A 17,419-nucleotide genomic window follows, 5' to 3' on the forward strand; every position below is an offset into this window, starting at 1 on the left:
ATCAATGATTCACAGCATGACCGCCTACGCCCGCAAGGAATTCAAGGGCGACTGGGGCACAGCCGTTTGGGAAATTCGTTCGGTCAACCAGCGCTATCTGGAAACCTACATTCGCCTGCCGGAGCAACTGCGCAGCCTGGAGCCGGTTCTGCGTGAGCGTTTCCGCGCCAAGCTGCAGCGCGGCAAGGTGGAGTGCAACCTGCGTTTTGAAGCCGCTCAGGCCGCCGCCAGCCAACTCCATATCAATGAAGAGCTGGCCAAGCTCATCATTGACAGCGCCAGCTGGGTAATGAAAGAGGCGGGCCAGGGCCAGCTCAACCCGGTCGACGTGCTGCGCTGGCCGGGTGTCATGGCCGCCGCCGAACAGGACATGGACGCGGTCGCCACCGAGCTGCTCGGCGGTTTTGACCAGACCATGGAAGATTTCCTCGCCTCCCGCGCCAGCGAAGGGGCCAACCTCAAGGCCCTGATCGAGCAGCGTCTGGCCGGTATTCAGGTGGAAGTGAAGAAGGTGCGCGTCCACCTGCCGCAGATCATCGAGTGGCAGCGCCAGAAGCTCACCGACCGTCTGGCCGAAGCCAAAGTCGAGCTGGATCCGGCCCGCATCGAGCAGGAGATCGTGCTGCTGGCCCAGAAGATCGACGTGGCCGAAGAGCTGGATCGTCTGGAGATGCACATCAGCGAGACCAACAAGATCATGAAGAAGGGTGGCGCCTGCGGTCGCCGTCTCGACTTCATGATGCAGGAGTTCAACCGCGAGTCGAACACGCTTGGCTCCAAGTCCATCAACGCCGAAGTGACCCAGTCTGCCGTCGAGCTGAAGGTCCTTATCGAGCAGATGCGCGAGCAAATTCAAAATATCGAATGATGGGTCGCTGACTATCCGGTTGTTGCCTGCAAAAGAGCCCTTGATTCCTCAAGGGCTCTTTTATTTTCAGGCCATGAGATTTCCACCAGTGAGCCAACGAGCGAGAGAAGCCCTAGCCTATCGGCATCACCAGCGCCGGTTGGTGAGGGTCGCTCAGCCGCTCGGCGAGGTAGTCCACCAGCAGTCGCACCTTGGGGGAGAGGTGGCGATTGTGGGGATAGAGGGCCCAGATCCCCTCGGCCGGGGCCCGCAGTTCGGGCAGCAGTTCGATCAGTTCGCCACGGGCCAGATGGTCGCTCACGTAGTAGTCCGGCAGCTGGATGATGCCGATCCCCTTGAGCGCCGCATCCAGCAGGGCGTGGCCACTGTTGCACTGCAGCAAGCCGCGCACCCGCACGCTGTGGGGGCGGCCATCCAGAGTGAAGTGCCACTCGTCGCTGTTGCCCACCAGACAGGTGTGGCGGGTCAGCTCGGAGAGGCTGTTGGGCATGCCGTGGCGAGCGGTGTAGGCCGGTGAGGCGCAGACATAGGGCACCCGCTGCGCCAGCTTGCGCGCCACCAGCGTCGAATCCTTGAGGTGGCCGAGCCGCAGCGCCAGATCGTAGCCCTCGTGCACCAGATCCAGCAGCTGATTGGTGAGGTTGAGGGTCACCTCCAGCTGGGGGAAGCGCACCATGAAGTCATTCACCAGCGGGGCGATGCGGCTCTCGCCGTAGGAGACGGGGGCCGTGATGCGCAGGGTGCCTTGCGGCACCGCCTGATGGCGCCCCACCGCCAGCTCCGCCTCGTAGAGGTTGTCCAGCAGCTGACGGCAGTGGCGATAGTAGATCTCACCAAGCTCGGTGAGCCGCACCTGACGGGTGGTGCGCAGCAGCAGCTTGGCCTGCAGCCGATCCTCCAGCTGTGCCACCTGACGGCTCACTTGCGCCACCGACACTCCCAGCTTGCGCGCCGCCGGGGTAAAGCCCCCCTGCTCTGCCACGCTGACAAATTCACAGATCCCTTCCCAGCCGAACATTATTACCTGTGTGTAAAAGTGATTTGAGATTTGCCCTCATTATCACCAAATCGGCGGGAAACTACACTGAATGCCCGAACTCATCTCTGTTCACCCTGCTCAACAAGAAGGATGTCATTCATGGCACAGGTTCAAAGCATCAAGTGTAAGGCCGCCATCGCCTGGGGCCCGGGTCAGCCCCTCTCCATCGAAGAAGTGGAAGTCATGCCGCCGCAAGCGGGCGAGGTGCGGGTGCGCATCGTCGCCACCGGCGTCTGCCACACCGATGCCTTCACCCTCTCCGGTGAAGATCCGGAAGGGGTCTTCCCCTGCATCCTCGGTCACGAGGGGGGCGGCATCGTCGAATCCGTCGGCGAAGGGGTCACCAGCGTCAAGGTGGGGGATCACGTGATCCCGCTCTACACCCCCGAGTGCGGCGAGTGCAAGTTCTGCAAATCCGGCAAGACCAACCTCTGCCAGAAGATCCGCGCCACTCAGGGCAAGGGGCTGATGCCGGACGGTACCACCCGCTTCTCGAAAGATGGCCAGCCCATCTATCACTACATGGGCACCTCCACCTTCAGCGAATACACGGTGCTGCCCGAGATCTCCATCGCCAAGGTAGACCCGGCCGCCCCGCTGGAAGAGGTCTGCCTGCTCGGCTGCGGCGTCACCACCGGCATCGGCGCCGTGATGAACACCGCCAAGGTGAAAGAGGGTGAGAGCGTCGCCATCTTCGGGCTGGGCGGCATCGGCCTCTCGGCGGTGATCGGGGCACGCCTGGCCAAGGCCGGTCGCATCATCGCCATCGACATCAACGAGAGCAAGTTCGAGCTGGCCCGCAAGCTGGGCGCCACCGACTGCATCAACCCGAACGATTACGACAAACCGATTCAGGAGGTGATCGTCGAGCTGACCGACGGCGGCGTCGACTTCTCCTTCGAGTGCATCGGCAACGTCAAGGTGATGCGTGCGGCGCTGGAGTGCTGCCACAAGGGGTGGGGCGAGTCGGTCATCATCGGCGTCGCCGGAGCGGGTCAGGAGATCAGTACCCGTCCGTTCCAGCTGGTGACCGGTCGGGTCTGGCGCGGCAGCGCCTTCGGCGGGGTACGTGGTCGCAGCGAGCTACCGAGCTATGTGCAGCGCTATATGCAGGGTGAGTTCCGCCTCGATGACTTCATCACCCACACCATGCCGCTGGAACAGATCAACGAGGCGTTCGAGTTGATGCACCAAGGCAAGAGCATCCGCACCGTCATCCACTACTGAGCATGATCGCCCCGCCCGCCTTCGTGGGCGGGGTGCAGGAGTCCTTCGATGAATCTGGAGATTATCAGCAGCAACAAGAGCTTCGGCGGCTGGCACAAGCGCTATCGCCACCACGCCAGCGTGCTCGGCTGCGAGATGAATTTTGCCATCTATCTGCCGCCTCAGGCCCTCACCGGCCAGAAGGTACCGGTGCTCTACTGGCTCAGCGGCCTCACCTGCACCGATGAGAACTTCATGCAGAAGGCGGGGGCACACCGCATCGCCGCCGAGCTCGGCATAGCCCTGGTGGCGCCGGATACCAGCCCCCGCGGCGACGGCGTGGCAGACGATCCCGGTTATGACCTCGGCATGGGGGCAGGCTTTTACGTCAATGCCAGCCAGAGCCCCTGGCAGGCGCACTACCAGATGTATGACTACGTCACCCGCGAGCTGCCCGATGTGATAGAGACCCACTTCCCGGTCTCGACCCGCCGCGCCATCAGCGGCCACTCCATGGGGGGTCACGGGGCGCTGATCGCCGCGCTGCGGGAGCCGGGTCGCTACCGCTCGGTCTCGGCGTTCAGCCCGATCTGCCACCCGAGCCGCTGCCCCTGGGGCCAGAAGGCGCTCGGCGCCTACCTCGGCAGCAATCCGCTGTTGTGGCAGGAGTGGGATGCCTGCCAGCTGCTGCGCCACCAGCCGGTCACACCGCTGCCAACCTTGGTGGATGTGGGGCTGGATGATCCCTTCCTCGCCGAGCAGCTGCATATCGATTCGCTGGCCGAAGTGGCCGCCAGCAAGGAGTGGCCGCTGGAGCTCAACCGCCACGAGGGCTATGACCACAGCTACTACTTCGTGGCGAGCTTTATCGAGGCGCACCTGCGCTTTCACGCCCGCCACCTCTGATCAAAACAGGCCCGTTGCGGGCCTGTTCCAGTTGTGGTGATCGGTTGATATCAGCTGCCCGCTCGGGTCACCCCGCCGGAGCCTGCGATCTGCTGCTCCACCTTGGGATCGCCCCAGTAGGCGATGTTGCCTGAGCCGGCGATGCCGACTTTCAGCGTCTCCTGCGCCCGTACCGCCACATCACCACTACCGGCGATATTGACCTCTACCTCGTTGCCGCGCATCTCGCTCCCGAGCACGTCGCCAGATCCGGCAATGTTCAGCTCGATGGCCTGCGCCGAACCGCTGCCCAGCTCCAGACTGCCGGTGCCAGCGATATTCCCTTCCAGCCGTTTCAGCTCCAGCTGACTGGCGACGATGTCACCGGTACCGGCCACCGACAGCACCAGCTCATCGCCCTTGAAGCCGCTCAGATCGCCGTTGCCGGTCCCGGCCAATGCCAGTTCGTTCAACACCGGCAAGGTGATGGTCAGCTCCAGCGGCTCGGTAGGATCGAGCCGGTAACCCTCCTTCACCTCGATCTCCAGCTTGTCGCCGCTCTCGGTCAGCTCCAGATAGGGCAGCAGGTTCTCCTGCCCCTTGATCAGGATACCGCGCGGCTCCCCCGCTACCAGATGGAGGGTGGCAGGCACCCCCGCCAGCACCCGGGTCACCCCGTCACCGAGCACCTGCTGGCGCTCGACCACAGCCCCCGTTCCGGTCACTCTGGTCTGATCCAGCCAGTGACAACCACTGAGCCCCGCCATCAACATGACAACCATCATCCATTTCATCGCTACTCTCCTCCTTATGTGTTGGCCATCCAGGGCCAATTGGTTTTCATGCTCTGCAAAGCGTGAGCCAAAAATTAACATAATGATTCAAAAGGAAATAACTATTTCACCCAGAACAAACCGAAGAATTCAGAGAGCCATTTAGACCATATTTTGGTGAAAATAACCATTCTCGAACGGATATGATTGTGGCTGATTGGCGGGTCGTCCTGCCGGTCACTATGCTGACAGCCCGTGGAAGTTTTTAATTGCCCTGCCGGTCTGTTGAGCCAATAGTGGTACTTCGTGCGTACCAAGCTCTCCATTGCGGTAATGTCATTACCACTGTCTTGTCAGTCTTCACTGCCAACAAGGAGCCAGAGCGTGACCCAAGCAAGCCCTCTCTATGCCACCGCCACCGGTCTGCCGGAACCGACTCGCACCCCGCTGCTGACCGGCAGCGATCCCGAGCAGAAACGGCGCGAGCTGCTCACCTACTTCTGCCAGACCTTCGATCTCTACGACTCGCTGTTCGACTGTCTGGCCGATGAGCGGGCCTGGTTCAACAAGGCGATCCCGCTGCGCCACCCGCTCATCTTCTACTACGGCCACACCGCCGCCTTCTTTATCAACAAGCTGCTGGCGGCACGCCTGATCGACCAGCGGCTGGATGCCCGCATCGAGGCCATGGTCGCCATCGGGGTGGACGAGATGAGCTGGGACGATCTGGACGAAACCCACTACGACTGGCCCAAGGTCACCGAGCTGCGCAGCTATCGGGCCAAAGTCCGTTCGCTGGTGTGCGACTTCATCCGCCAGATGCCGCTCACCCTGCCCATCGACTGGCAGAGCCCGGCCTGGGTGATCCTGATGGGGATAGAGCACGAGCGCATCCACCTCGAGACCTCCAGCGTGCTGATCCGCCAGTTGCCGCTCGCCTGGGTGCGGCCGCAGCCTTATTGGCCCGCCTGCACCGAAGCCCTCCACCGCATTGACCAGGTGCCCGCCAACAGCCTGCTGCCGGTGGCTGGCGGCAAGGTGCGCCTGGGCAAGCAGGACGCTACCTACGGCTGGGACAACGAATATGGCGAGCGCCATATCGAGCTGGCCCCGTTTCAGGCCAGCCGCATGCTGGTGAGCAATGCCGAGTACCTCGCCTTCGTCCAGGTGGGCGGCTACGGCCAACAACAGTGGTGGGATGAGGAGGGGTGGGGCTGGTGCCAGTACGCCAGGGCGCAGATGCCTACCTTCTGGGTGGGTGATCCCACCGAGCCCGAACAATTGCAACTGCGGCTGATGACCGAGCAGGTCGCCATGCCATGGGACTGGCCGGTCGAGGTCAACCAGCTGGAGGCGGCCGCCTTCTGCCGCTGGAAGGCGGCACAGACCGGACTCCCCATCCAGCTGCCGAGCGAGGCGGAATGGATGCTGCTGCGCGAGCAGCTACCCGGCGATCAGCCGAACTGGACGGAAGCCCCCGGCAATATCAATCTGGCCCGTTTCGCCTCCTCCTGCCCGGTGGATGCCTGCCCGCAAGGGGAGTTCTTCGATCTGGTGGGCAATGTCTGGCAGTGGACCAGCACCGCCATCGACGGTTTCGACGGCTTTAAAATCCACCCGCTCTACGACGACTTCTCCACCCCCACCTTTGATGGCAAGCACACCCTGATCAAGGGCGGCAGCTGGATCAGCACGGGTAACGAAGCGCTCAAATCATCCCGTTACGCCTTCCGGCGTCACTTCTTCCAGCATGCGGGTTTCCGCTATCTGGTCTCCCGTTATCAGGAACCCGTTATCGTGAATCCCTATGAAACCGACACGCTGGTCGCTCAGTACCTCGACTTCCAGTACGGCCCGAGCCACTTCGGGGTAGCCAACTACGCCAAGACGCTTGCTGATCTTGCTGGCGAGCTCTGCAGCAACCACCAGCGGGCGCTGGATATCGGCTGTGCCACCGGCCGCGCCAGTTTCGAACTGGCTCGCTACTTCCAGCATGTGGACGGGGTGGACTACTCGGCCCGCTTCATCGATGTGGCGCTGGCCCTCGCCAGTCAGGACAGTTTCCGCTACGCCATTCCGCTGGAGGGTGAACTGGTGGAGTATTGCGAGGCGCGCCTGTCGAGCCACGGGCTGGGGGCGAGTCAGGCTGAGCGCATCCACTTCAGTCAGGGGGATGCCTGCAACCTCAAGCCCAAATATGACCACTACGATCTGGTGCTCGCCTCCAACCTGATCGATCGGTTGCGGGAGCCCGCTCGCTTCCTGCGGGATATTGCCCCCCGGCTGCGCAGCGGTGGCCTGCTGGTGCTCACCAGCCCCTATACCTGGCTGGCGGAATATACCCCGCCCGCCAACTGGCTCGGCGGCATTCGCGAAAACGGCGAGGCGCTCACCACCTATCAGGCGCTGCAACGGCTGCTTGCGGCCGAATTCGAGGAGCACTGCCCGCCGCGGGATGTGCCCTTCGTCATCCGCGAGACCGCCCGCAAATACCAGCACACGGTGGCGCAGCTCACCGTCTGGCGCAAACGCTAGCACGCCGGTCGACATGCAGATGAGAAGAGGGAGGCCAACGAGCCTCCCTCTTGTTATGGCAATAAAAACGGCGCGAGTATCACTCTCCCTGCTCGTGATAGCGGCGCGCCAGCACGGCGCAGACCATCAGCTGGATCTGGTGGAAGATCATCAGCGGCAGCACCATCACCCCGACGCTGGCGGCCGGGAACATGACGTTGGCCATCGGCACCCCGTTGGCGAGACTCTTCTTCGAACCGCAAAAGACGATGGTGATCTCGTCCGCCTTGTCGAACCCGAGGCGACGGCTGATCCAGACGTTCCAGCAGAGCACCAGCGCCAGCAAGATGCAGCTCAGCAACACGATACTGGCCAGATCGTACCAACTTACTTGACGCCAAATCCCCTGCACCACCGCCTCGCTGAAGGCCACATAGACCACCAGCAGGATGGAGCTCTGATCCAGCTTGCCGATGAGCGGCCGATGGCTATCGACCCAGCGACCGATCAGCGGGCGCGACAGGTGGCCCACCACAAACGGCAGCATCAGCTGCATCATGATGGACTGGATGGAGTGCCAGGTGTCGATCCCCTCCCCCTGCACGTGGATCATCATCCCCACCAGCACCGGCGAGAGGAAGATGCCGAGGATGCTGGAGGCCGAGGCGCTGCACACCGCCGCCGACACATTGCCCCCCGCCATCGAGGTAAAGGCGATTGCCGACTGCACGGTGGCTGGCAAAGCGCAGAGATAGAGGAAGCCGAGGTAGATGGCCGGACTCAGCCAGCTGGGCACCAGCGGGGTGAGCAGCAGCCCGAGCAGCGGAAACAGCACGAAGGTGCTGAGCATCACCACCAGATGAAGCCGCCAGTGACCGAGGCCCGCCAACAGGTTCTGGCGCGACAGCTTGGCGCCATGCATGAAGAACAGAAGCGCCACCGCCAGCTTGGTCAGCAGACCGAACCAGACGGCTGCCTGCCCCTCGCAGGGAAAGAGGGAGGCCAGGGTGACCACCGCAATCAGCACAACAGTAAAGGGATCCAGACGCACGAAAGGTCTCCATCAGAAGGGCATCCTGCTGCCGTGACGGCAGTCAGGATTGGGGAGGACAAGAAACAGAGCGGGAGATGTCTGGCACCTCCCGCTAAAACGAACCTCCAGCTTACCCCGATAACGGAGAGGCGCAACGTTGTGCAGCGGTTAATTGTTCATCAATGCTTAACGCCTTTGCTTTGTCGAATAGCGGAAGTTGATGAGCCGCGGCCAGATAGCGCCAAACCGGCGCGAAATGGATAAAAAAACAGGCGACCAAGGCCGCCCGTCTCGCTTTTTCGTTCTGCCGATCAGCGCTGGCTGGCCAGCTTGCCGTTGCCGCTTTTCTTCTCATTGCTGGCGAGCTTGCGGGCCTGCCGCTTCTCGAAGCGGGAGATCCACCAGTAGGCCAGCGCCGAGAATACCGCGGTCATAAAGACGTTGATGAAGAAGGCGCGCACCAGATCAACCCCGGCCGGGAAGGCGGAGGCGCTCATGCTCACCACGAAGATAGCGATCAATACAGACACCACGCCCATCCCGAAGGTGCGCGACCCCATGCGGAAGTCGCGCGGGGTGTCGTCATGTTTCCAGCGGAACACGAAGTAGGCCACCATGATGAAGATCGGCGGCAGCATGGCGGTGCCGGCGGTGAGGTTGATGGCGGTGTTCATCATCTGCTGCACCGACTCGGAGCCGAAGCCGTTGACCACCAGCATCGCGAACACGAAGACAAACTGCCACCAGGCGGCGCGCACCGGCACGCCGTGCTCGTTGAGCTGGGTGGTCTTCTCGCCGTAAACCCCCTGCGGGATCTCGGAGAAGTGGATCTTCACCGGCGCCGAGGTCCACATCATCATGGAGCCAAACATGGCGATAAACAGCACCACGCCGACGAAGCGGCCCACCAGCGCCTCGGAAAGCCCGAAATACTGCGCCATGCCGGTGAAGATCTCCACCATGCCGCCGGCATAGGTGAGGCTCTCGCGCGGCACGAACACGTTCACCAGCAGGGAACCGACCGCATACATGGCGCCGATGACGATACCCGCACTAATGATCACCTTGATGAAGGACTTCTGGCCGCCCTTCACGTCATTGAGGTAGGCCGCCGCCGTCTCGGCACCGCCCGCCGCCTGGAAGATCCAGCACATGATGCCGAGGGTCGCCCAGTTGACGGTGGGAGTCATCGCCTCCAGGGTGATGGGCTGGGCCGGCACATGATCGCCACTCAAAGCCATCAGGGCACCCAGCACATAGATGGCGAACAGGGCAAACACACCGTAGGCCACTATTTCGGCAATCTTGCCAAGCCAGCTCGCCCCCTTGGTGGAGATATGGGTCGCCGCCGCAAACAGCACGATGGAGATGATCGAAGTGACCATGGGCGAGAAGCTGTACTCATAGCCCAGCATGGCGTAGGAGGCGTAGGCGATGACGTTGGGTAGCAGAGAGACGAACCAGAACAGGTTCACGAACCAGTAGAGAAACGAACCCAGATAGGCCATCCGGGTGCCGAGCGGTTTTTTAAGCCAGTCGTACATCCCCGACTCGGAGTTTTTATTGGCCGAGACGAACTCGGCGATGATGAAAACAAACGGGATGAAGTAGACGATGGTCGCCAGCAGGAAGATGGGGGCGGAGCTGAGCCCCAGCTCGATGTTGTTGTTGACGATGTTTCGCACGTTGAACACGGCGGCAAAGGTCATCGACAACAAGGCAAACTTGCCTATGGTGCCGCGTACGGATTCAGACATGGTGTCCTCCAGTGGACTTGCGCTCCCTGCGGGTAACGCTGTGACTCTGTGATGTGTTCGGCAAGGGTCTGTCGGCCCCGCACTTTACTCTCTTGTTATGAGCGGGCCGCGTGGACGGCCTCGTTGGTGAACCGGTGCCGTCTCCCGCACCGGCTCGCCATACCAGTCAGACGATCGGAGTGCCCGGCGCCATCGGCACCCGCGGCTGCAGCAGCACGCTCTGGCTCTCGTCCGGGGTCTCGGCGCAGAGCAACATGCACTCGGATCGCTCGCCGCGCATCTTGGTGGGCTTGAGGTTGGTCAGCACCACCACCTCACTGCCCATCAGCTCCTCTTCGCTGTAGTAAGGCACCAGACTGGTGACGGTCTGCAGCGGCCGCTCGCCACCCACGTCGATCTGGACGATGTAGAGTTTGTCGGCCCCGGGGTGACGCACCACCTCCAGCACCTTGCCCACCTTCATCTCGACCCGTTTGAATTCGGCAAACTCGATCGTCTCGCTCATGCTCTTTTCCTTTTCTGGTTCAACGGTTTGCGGGTGGCCAACGGCCACCCGATTTGATTGGAATTCAATTCAGTGCCTATGGCGTCTGCATGGCGACCTGTGCCGTCGGCTGAGCCTCTTTGGCACGCGCTTCGGCGCTGAGGGAGGCCTCGTATCTGTTGTATTTCCACCAGGCGAAGCCGAGGAAGATCACGATCCCGCCGACGTTGTAGAAGATGATGGTCATGATGTCGGCGCCGGTCGGGAAGGTGGAGGCGAGGAAGCCCACCGAGAAGATGGCGATCAGCACCGAGACCACGGCGATGCCGGTGGTGCGCGAACCCATCTTGAACTCCCGCGGCAGGTGGTCGAGCTTCAGACGCAGATTGAGGTAGGCCAGCATGATGAACAGCGGCGGCAGCATGGAAGCGGCAGCGGTCATGTTGATGACGGTGTTCATCAGATCCTGCGCGGTGTTGGAGCCCAGAGTCGGGATCACCATCAGCGGCAGCACGATGAGGTACTGGATCCAGGCTGCGCGGGCGGGTACGCCATTCTCGTTCAGCTCGACCGTCTTCTTGCCGAAGATGCCGGCCGGGATTTCGGAGAAGAAGATCTTCACCGGGGTCGCGGTCCACATCAGCAGGGAGCCGAACATGGCGGTGAAGGAGACCAGCCCGACGAAGCGGTTCATCAGGATCTCCGGCAAACCGAAGTAGGCCGCCAGCCCCTCGAACACCTGCACCGAGCCGCCGGTATATTTCAGGGTACCGCTCGGCACGAACACGTTGATCAACAGCGAGGCGATGGAGTAGAGCACCCCGATAAAGATCCCGGCGATGATGATCACCTTCACGAAGGACTTGGAGCCGCCCTTCACGTCATTGACGTAGACCGCCACCGACTCGGCGCCACCGGCTGCCATAAAGATCCAGGTAGTGATGCCGAGGAAGGCCCAGCTGAAATCGGGGATCATGGCCTCTACCGTGATGGGGTCGGCCGGCTGCACGCCACCCACCAGTGCCGCACCCGCCAGCAGGATGTAGGAGAGGGTCAGCAGCAGCATCAGGGACGAGGTCACCGAGGTGATGGGACCGAGCATCTTGGCGCCGTTGGTGGAGACGTAGGTGGCAAAGGCAAACAGCACCATGCTCAACGCCGTGGTCGCCACCGGGGTGAGAATGTACTCGTAGCCGAGGAAGGCATAGGAGGCGTAGGCGATAACCCGCGGCAGCAGCGAGGTGAAGAAGAAAAGGTTCACGAACCAGTAGGTGTAGGCCGAGATAAAGGCCCAGCGACCGCCGAGGGAACTCTTCACCCAGGCATAAACACCCGCTTCGGAGTTCTTATTCAGTGACACAAATTCCGCAATGATCAGACAGAACGGAATGAAGTAAAAAATGGTGGCCAGAAAGAACATCGGGGCGGAGGCCAGACCGATCTCGATGTTGTTGTTGATGACGTTGTTGAAGCTGAATACCGCCGCGAAGGTGAGCGACAGCAGACCAAACTTGCCTATCGTATTGCGTTTGGAATCAGACATGGTGCATCTCCAGACCTGTAGTTATCTCAGCGAAAGGGCGGGGCATGATTTGTAGGGTGAGCCCCGCCCTTCCGGCTTTTGTCGGTGCAGAACCGGCGGCTTGTTATTTGTTTTTGAAGTAGCCGCCTTCGACGGTGACCTTGATGATCACCTTGCGCACCGGGCTGTCGCCGACGAATCGGTAGGCCTCGTCGTTCTCGAAGATCACCACCTGACCATTGCCGACCTGCTGGCGCTCACGCACCTCGCCGGCCAGCCACTCGCGGTCGGTGGTGTCGTCATAGGCCTGCTCGACCCGCAGCTCGCTCTTGGCAGCCCACTCCACCGTCTCTTCCCCTTCCAGGTAGTAGTGAACGTCGAAGTAACGGCGCTGCCCCTCGAACAACGAGGCGGCCGGGCTGGCCCCCTCCTGCAAGCGGTAGGTGAGGGAGTCACCGATGGAGTGGCAGATGCCGGGTTTGAGGTTTGGCAGGTTGTTGATGGCCTCCACGCAGCGGCCCCACTTCTTGCCTTCCCGGTAGATGTTTTTGAACAGGGTCAGGTTATCCAGGGTGATCATGCGAGGTTCCTCCCGCCGTTGATGGTGAGATCGAGCCCGGCCAGCGCAGCCGGATTGAGGTTGCCACGGGCGATGGGCAGCAGGGTCAGGCCGAAGCTGAACTGCTCGAAGCGCACCCGCCAGGAGTCCAGCACCTCGGAGCCCCAGGAGTTGGAGCCGAGCCCCAGTACCTTGTGATCCAGATTGAGGGTGAGATAACCACTCGGCTCCAGCTCATTGATGTGCTGCGCCGCGTGGATATGCTCCCAGCTGTAGGGCCAGACGCTCAGGTTGATGGGGGCATCGGGCCGCACGTAGAGACCGGCGCCGTGACGGTTGGTCAGGGTCGCCCAGCGCACCTGCTGGCGGTTGCCGTTGTCCTGCGGGAAGGGGTAGTGCTCCCACATCTCGCTGACTGTGCTCTGGAAGCTGTCGATCCAGTTGCTCTGGCGGCTGTCCTGATAGTTTTCGCCCGGCCCCATGCCGTAGTAGTGCACCCGGTCGAGATCCTGACGAATGCCCAGCTCGAAGCCGATCTTGGGAATGATGTCGTCATAACCGCCGTAGGACTGGCCGGAGAGTGCCACGTGCAGCTGACCGTTCGGGCTCAGGGTGTAGACGTAGCGGCAGCGCATGCCGAAGTCGAACACCGGCGGCGCGATCAGGCTCTCGACCGTCACCTCGACCGTGTCACCCAGCTGGCGCCAGCTTAAGGTGCGGAAGTGCTCCTGCATGATCTGCAGGTGGTTCGGGTGCCACAGGCTCTCGTACTCCTGCTTGTGGTTGTCGATCATCGGCTTGAAGAAGGTGAGGCGCGGCGAGCGCTCGATAAGCTCATTGCCATCCTGCTGCCAGCTCACCAGCTTGCCGTCGAGGCGCGAGAAGCGCAGGGCAAAGCCGCTTCCGCTCAAGGTCAGGTCGAGGCGCTCGTCGGCAATCTGCAGCGCAGTAGCGTTGGGATTGGCAAAGGGCTGCAGCTGGCGAGTCGATGCCTTCAGTTGGAACTGGTACTGGCCCAGCTCGTGCTCCGCCGCGCTGTAGCGGGTGGCGGTGGCCTTGATGACCCGCAGCTGGACGAAGGTTTCCCGCCCATCGAGGGATGGCAGTTCGAGTTGCAACTCGGTGATGGCACCGGGAGCCACCCCTTCCAACCGGATTTTCTGGCTGGCCAGCAGTTCGCCCTCGGCTTTCACCTCGACCAGCAGACGGATGTCGTCAAGAGTGGAGAACCAGTAGCGGTTTTCCACCGCCAGCTTGCCGCTCGCCAGATCCAGCGCGCGCACCTTGACCGGGCAGATCACCTGTTTGTATTCGCGCAGGCCAGGCCCCGGGGTCTGATCCGGATAGATGAGGCCATCCATGCAGAAGTTGTAGTTGTTGGGGTAGTCGCCATAGTCGCCACCGTACTTGTAAACGGGGCGGCCCTGCTCGTCCTGATCCAGAATGCCGTGATCGCACCACTCCCAGATGTAGTGACCCTGAATGTGGGGATGGCGGTCGAACACCTGCTGGTATTCGCTCAGGCCACCCGGGCCGTTGCCCATGGCGTGGGCGTATTCGCAGAGGATGCGCGGCTTCGCCATCGGGAACTCGCCAAAGCAGTTCATCTGGGAGACGCGCGAATACATGGTACTCACCACATCCACCACCTCGGCATCGCGATCCTCTTCGTAGTGCACCAGCCGGGTCGGGTCGATCGCCTTGCAGCGCTGGTACATGGCTCTGATGTTGCAGCCGTAGCCGGACTCGTTGCCGAGCGACCAGATGATGATGGAGGGGTGGTTCTTCTGGGCGTGCACGTGGCGCTCGATGCGATCCACGAACACCGGCTCCCAGAAGGGGTCGTCGGTGATGCGGCTGAGATCGCCGACGTTGGCAAAACCGTGGGTCTCCACGTCGGTCTCCGCCATCACAAACAGACCGTACTGGTCGCACAGCTCGTAGAAGCGCGGGTCGTTCGGGTAGTGGGCGGTGCGTACCGAGTTGAGGTTGTGCTGCTTCATCAGCACGATATCGCGTTCAACACGGTCCATGCCGACCGCGCGGCTCTTGAGGTGGTCGTTGTCGTGACGGTTCACCCCGTGCAGCTTGAGGTAGTGACCGTTGACGTAGAAGAGGCCATCTTTGACCTTGATTTCACGCACCCCGACTCGCTGCGGGATCACTTCCAGCAGCTCGCCCTGACCGTTGTAGAGGGAGAGTTGCAGCTGGTAGAGGTAAGGATCTTCGGCGCTCCACAGATGGGGGTTGGCCAGATCCAGCGTGAAGCGGCAATCACACTTGCCATCGATGACGAGATGGTCGAGGGAGCCGCTGGCGATCTCGCGGCCCTGATCCAGCAGCGACCAGACCAGACGGTGATCACGGGCGGGCGCCCCCAGATTTTCCAGCTGAATGTCGCAGCTCAGGGTAGCGCTCTGATTGTCATCGGCCAGCGCGGTGCGGATGAAGAAGTCCTGCACATGGGCGGCCGGTTTGCCCACCAGATAGACGTCGCGGAAGATCCCCGCCATCCACCACATGTCCTGATCTTCGATATAGGTGGAGTCGGCCCACTGCATCACCCGCACCGACAGCAGGTTCTCGCCAACCTTGGCGTAGGCACTGATATCGAACTCGGCGGTGAGACGGCTGCCCTTGCTGAAGCCGACGTAGTGGCCGTTCACATAGACCTCGAAGTAGGTCTCCACCCCGTCAAACTTGATGATCACCTGCTCGCCGTCCCAGGCCGGGCTCAGCATAAAGCTGCGCTGATAGGCGCCGGTGGGGTTGTTGGTCGGCACGAAGGGCACGTCGATGGGGAAGGGAAAACCTTCGTCGGTGTACTGCAGCTGACCATGTCCTTCCATCTGCCACATGTTGGGCACGGTGATCTGGCCCCACTCGCTCATGGGGCTGTGATAAAAGGCCTCCGGCACCTGCAGGGGGTGGTCGAAGTAGTGGAACTGCCACTGGCCGCCAAGGCTCAGAAAACGGCGGCTCAGCTCGCGCTGCATAGTGGCCGCCAGCCCGTGGTCGGCATAAGAGAAGAAGTAGGCGCGCGGAGCCAGCCTGTTTTCACCAACGAATTGGACGTTTTCCCAGTTATTCACATGTCCTCCCGGAACAAGGCAACGTTAACTGGGTAAACTCTAGATAAACATTTACTAAATATCAGCTTTGGATTGGTAAAGTTTTAACCTGATCACAATGAACAGATGGTTTTGTGAGCGAGATCAGAAGCGGGAGATAAAGGAGGGCAAGATATGGATGAGTGGCATAGATGTTGATAGCCGTTGGCTGAACTGCAATAAAATCAACGATAAAACAATATGATATGACGTAATGGGATGATGTAGGAAAGAGGTTTGCTTGGGAGAGGTGTCGCACCACCGCAAGATGGTGCGACTAAAAAGCCAGTGGTTTTACTAAAATCAGCGAGTGGTGCCACGCAGGGTCAACTTGCTCGGTACCAACACCCGGAGTGGAATATCCCGCTCGTCTCGCAGCCGCTCAACCAGCAGATTAACCCCCTGAGAGCCCATCAACTCGGAGTGGATCCGCACCGTGGAGAGCGGCGGGAAGGTGAACTTGGCGGTCGGGATATCGTTGACGCTGATAAGCTCGATCTGCTGGGGAATCGCCAGTCCCTTCTCATGAATGGCACGCAGCACACCGATGGCGATGGAGTCGGAGGCGACGAAAAGCGCCTTGGGCCAATCCCCTGCCAGCATCTCCTTCGCCAACTGGTAGCCGGAAGCGCTGGAGAAGTCGCCACGATAGAGATCGCTCTCCTGCACCACCCCCAACCGCTGGCCATAATCCCGGAAGGCCAGTTCGCGCAGATCCGGACTCTCATCCTGGCCACCGATATAACCGATACGCTGGTGCCCCTGCGCGATGAAGTAATCGACGACCTGCTGGCTGATCAGGGCAAGATCCACATCGACCGAGTCGAACTCTCCCTGTGAACGGCAGTCGACAAACACCAGCTGGCTGGAACAAGCCCTGAGTTGGGCAAGGCGCTCGGCTGTGAGGGTGCCGACCACCAAGATGCCATCCACGGCGCTCAATTCACGCCCTTCACCACAGTTGTAGAGATGAGTCAGCTCGATATTGAGGCGGGCACTCTGGGTCTCGATACCATAACGGATGGCAAGATAGTAAGGGTCGTTGACCTCGGTACTCTGGGGATAGGCATAGACCACCAGAAAGTGCAGCTTGCTCTTGTGTACCCCCTTGCGGGCGCTGCTGGTCTTGTACTCCAGCCGTTCGGCAATCTCGAAGATCCGCTGCTTGGTCTCTTCCTTGACGCTCAGGCTGGGATCCTCGTTCAATACCCGGGATACCGTGGCGAGAGAAACCCCCGCTTCCTGTGCAATTTCCTTCAACGTAGCCATCAATACCTCGCTGGCAGCATCACGTGTTAATCGGCAACGGCTAAAGAGTAACGGGCAATCCCTTGATAGCCCAGCACTTTTACTAAAATGCCGGTGGCATGACAGATTTTTGGAACGCAGAAATGCAAAAAGGCCTCCCGAATGGGAGGCCTCTTCTAAATAGGAGCCTGACAGTGTCCTACTCTCGCATGGCGAATGCCACACTACCATCGGCGCTACCGCGTTTCACTTCTGAGTTCGGCATGGGATCAGGTGGTTCCACGGCGCTATTGCCGTCAGGCAAAAGCTTTTAAAACTAACTTGAAAATGGTGCTGATACCCAGAATCGAACTGGGGACCTCATCCTTACCAAGGATGCGCTCTACCGACTGAGCCATATCAGCACACTAACCGGTAAAGA

The 17,419-nt window shown here is 61.0% G+C and carries 13 protein-coding genes, 1 tRNA gene and 1 rRNA gene; 4 read left to right on the forward strand and 11 right to left on the reverse strand.

The window, feature by feature from the left end:
- Positions 1-4: 4 nt before the first annotated feature.
- Positions 5-868: a YicC/YloC family endoribonuclease gene (locus AB5Y82_RS19585; RefSeq protein WP_005342032.1), complete on the forward strand. Its 864-nt coding sequence runs from the start codon at positions 5-7 to the stop codon at positions 866-868.
- Positions 869-980: 112 nt separating this feature from the next.
- On the opposite strand, the gene AB5Y82_RS19590 is transcribed toward AB5Y82_RS19585, so the two are convergent.
- Entirely contained in the window at positions 981-1,886 is a 906-nt protein-coding gene (locus AB5Y82_RS19590; RefSeq protein WP_042055364.1) for a LysR substrate-binding domain-containing protein, read from the reverse strand.
- Between the two features lie 120 nt (positions 1,887-2,006).
- Between AB5Y82_RS19590 and AB5Y82_RS19595 the strand changes: the two genes are divergently transcribed.
- Both AB5Y82_RS19595 and fghA read left to right on the forward strand, forming a co-directional pair.
- Complete coding sequence (locus AB5Y82_RS19595; RefSeq protein WP_167573485.1) at positions 2,007-3,134, forward strand: S-(hydroxymethyl)glutathione dehydrogenase/class III alcohol dehydrogenase; 1,128 nt, start codon at positions 2,007-2,009, stop codon at positions 3,132-3,134.
- Positions 3,135-3,182: 48 nt separating this feature from the next.
- Positions 3,183-4,019: an S-formylglutathione hydrolase gene (gene fghA / locus AB5Y82_RS19600; protein WP_164537368.1), complete on the forward strand. Its 837-nt coding sequence runs from the start codon at positions 3,183-3,185 to the stop codon at positions 4,017-4,019.
- A gap of 50 nt (positions 4,020-4,069) precedes the next feature.
- Here fghA and AB5Y82_RS19605 read toward each other — a convergent pair whose 3' ends face one another.
- Positions 4,070-4,792, reverse strand: a complete 723-nt coding sequence (locus AB5Y82_RS19605) for a head GIN domain-containing protein (protein WP_058056264.1) — start codon at positions 4,790-4,792, stop codon at positions 4,070-4,072.
- Between the two features lie 363 nt (positions 4,793-5,155).
- On the opposite strand from AB5Y82_RS19605, the gene ovoA reads away from it, so the two are divergent.
- Positions 5,156-7,306 (forward strand): 5-histidylcysteine sulfoxide synthase, encoded by a 2,151-nt coding sequence (gene ovoA / locus AB5Y82_RS19610; RefSeq protein WP_368174416.1) that lies wholly within the window; start codon positions 5,156-5,158, stop codon positions 7,304-7,306.
- 79 nt (positions 7,307-7,385) lie between these two features.
- Here the strand turns inward: ovoA and AB5Y82_RS19615 are convergent, their stop codons facing one another.
- The 9 genes from AB5Y82_RS19615 to AB5Y82_RS19655 form a co-directional block, all read right to left on the reverse strand.
- Positions 7,386-8,336, reverse strand: a complete 951-nt coding sequence (locus AB5Y82_RS19615) for a bile acid:sodium symporter family protein (protein WP_368174417.1) — start codon at positions 8,334-8,336, stop codon at positions 7,386-7,388.
- A 293-nt stretch (positions 8,337-8,629) separates the two neighbouring features.
- A complete protein-coding gene (locus AB5Y82_RS19620) occupies positions 8,630-10,075 on the reverse strand; it encodes an amino acid permease (RefSeq protein WP_179902793.1) in 1,446 nt (481 codons plus the stop codon).
- Between the two features lie 166 nt (positions 10,076-10,241).
- Positions 10,242-10,580 (reverse strand): tRNA-binding protein, encoded by a 339-nt coding sequence (locus AB5Y82_RS19625; RefSeq protein WP_005342042.1) that lies wholly within the window; start codon positions 10,578-10,580, stop codon positions 10,242-10,244.
- 76 nt (positions 10,581-10,656) lie between these two features.
- The gene (locus tag AB5Y82_RS19630) at positions 10,657-12,102 is read right to left on the reverse strand and encodes an amino acid permease (protein ID WP_005339567.1); all 1,446 of its coding nucleotides are present in this window, start codon (positions 12,100-12,102) and stop codon (positions 10,657-10,659) included.
- A gap of 103 nt (positions 12,103-12,205) precedes the next feature.
- Positions 12,206-12,661 carry a beta-galactosidase subunit beta gene (locus AB5Y82_RS19635; RefSeq protein ID WP_368174418.1) on the reverse strand — a complete coding sequence of 152 codons (456 nt, stop codon included), beginning with the start codon at positions 12,659-12,661 and terminating at the stop codon, positions 12,206-12,208.
- On the reverse strand, positions 12,658-15,732 hold the full coding sequence (gene ebgA / locus AB5Y82_RS19640; RefSeq protein WP_368174419.1) for a beta-galactosidase subunit alpha: 3,075 nt from the start codon (positions 15,730-15,732) through the stop codon (positions 12,658-12,660). Before ebgA ends, AB5Y82_RS19635 begins: the two co-directional genes overlap by 4 nt.
- A gap of 321 nt (positions 15,733-16,053) precedes the next feature.
- Positions 16,054-17,019, reverse strand: coding sequence for a transcriptional regulator EbgR (ebgR, locus tag AB5Y82_RS19645; RefSeq protein ID WP_111901720.1), 966 nt, complete (start codon positions 17,017-17,019; stop codon positions 16,054-16,056).
- Positions 17,020-17,184: 165 nt separating this feature from the next.
- Positions 17,185-17,299 (reverse strand): 5S ribosomal RNA (gene rrf, locus AB5Y82_RS19650).
- A gap of 27 nt (positions 17,300-17,326) precedes the next feature.
- Positions 17,327-17,402: transfer RNA gene (locus tag AB5Y82_RS19655), tRNA-Thr, on the reverse strand.
- Positions 17,403-17,419: the final 17 nt, after the last annotated feature.

It is taken from the genome of Aeromonas sp. s13, from assembly GCF_040907905.1.
Classification (GTDB): Bacteria; Pseudomonadota; Gammaproteobacteria; order Enterobacterales; family Aeromonadaceae; genus Aeromonas; species Aeromonas veronii.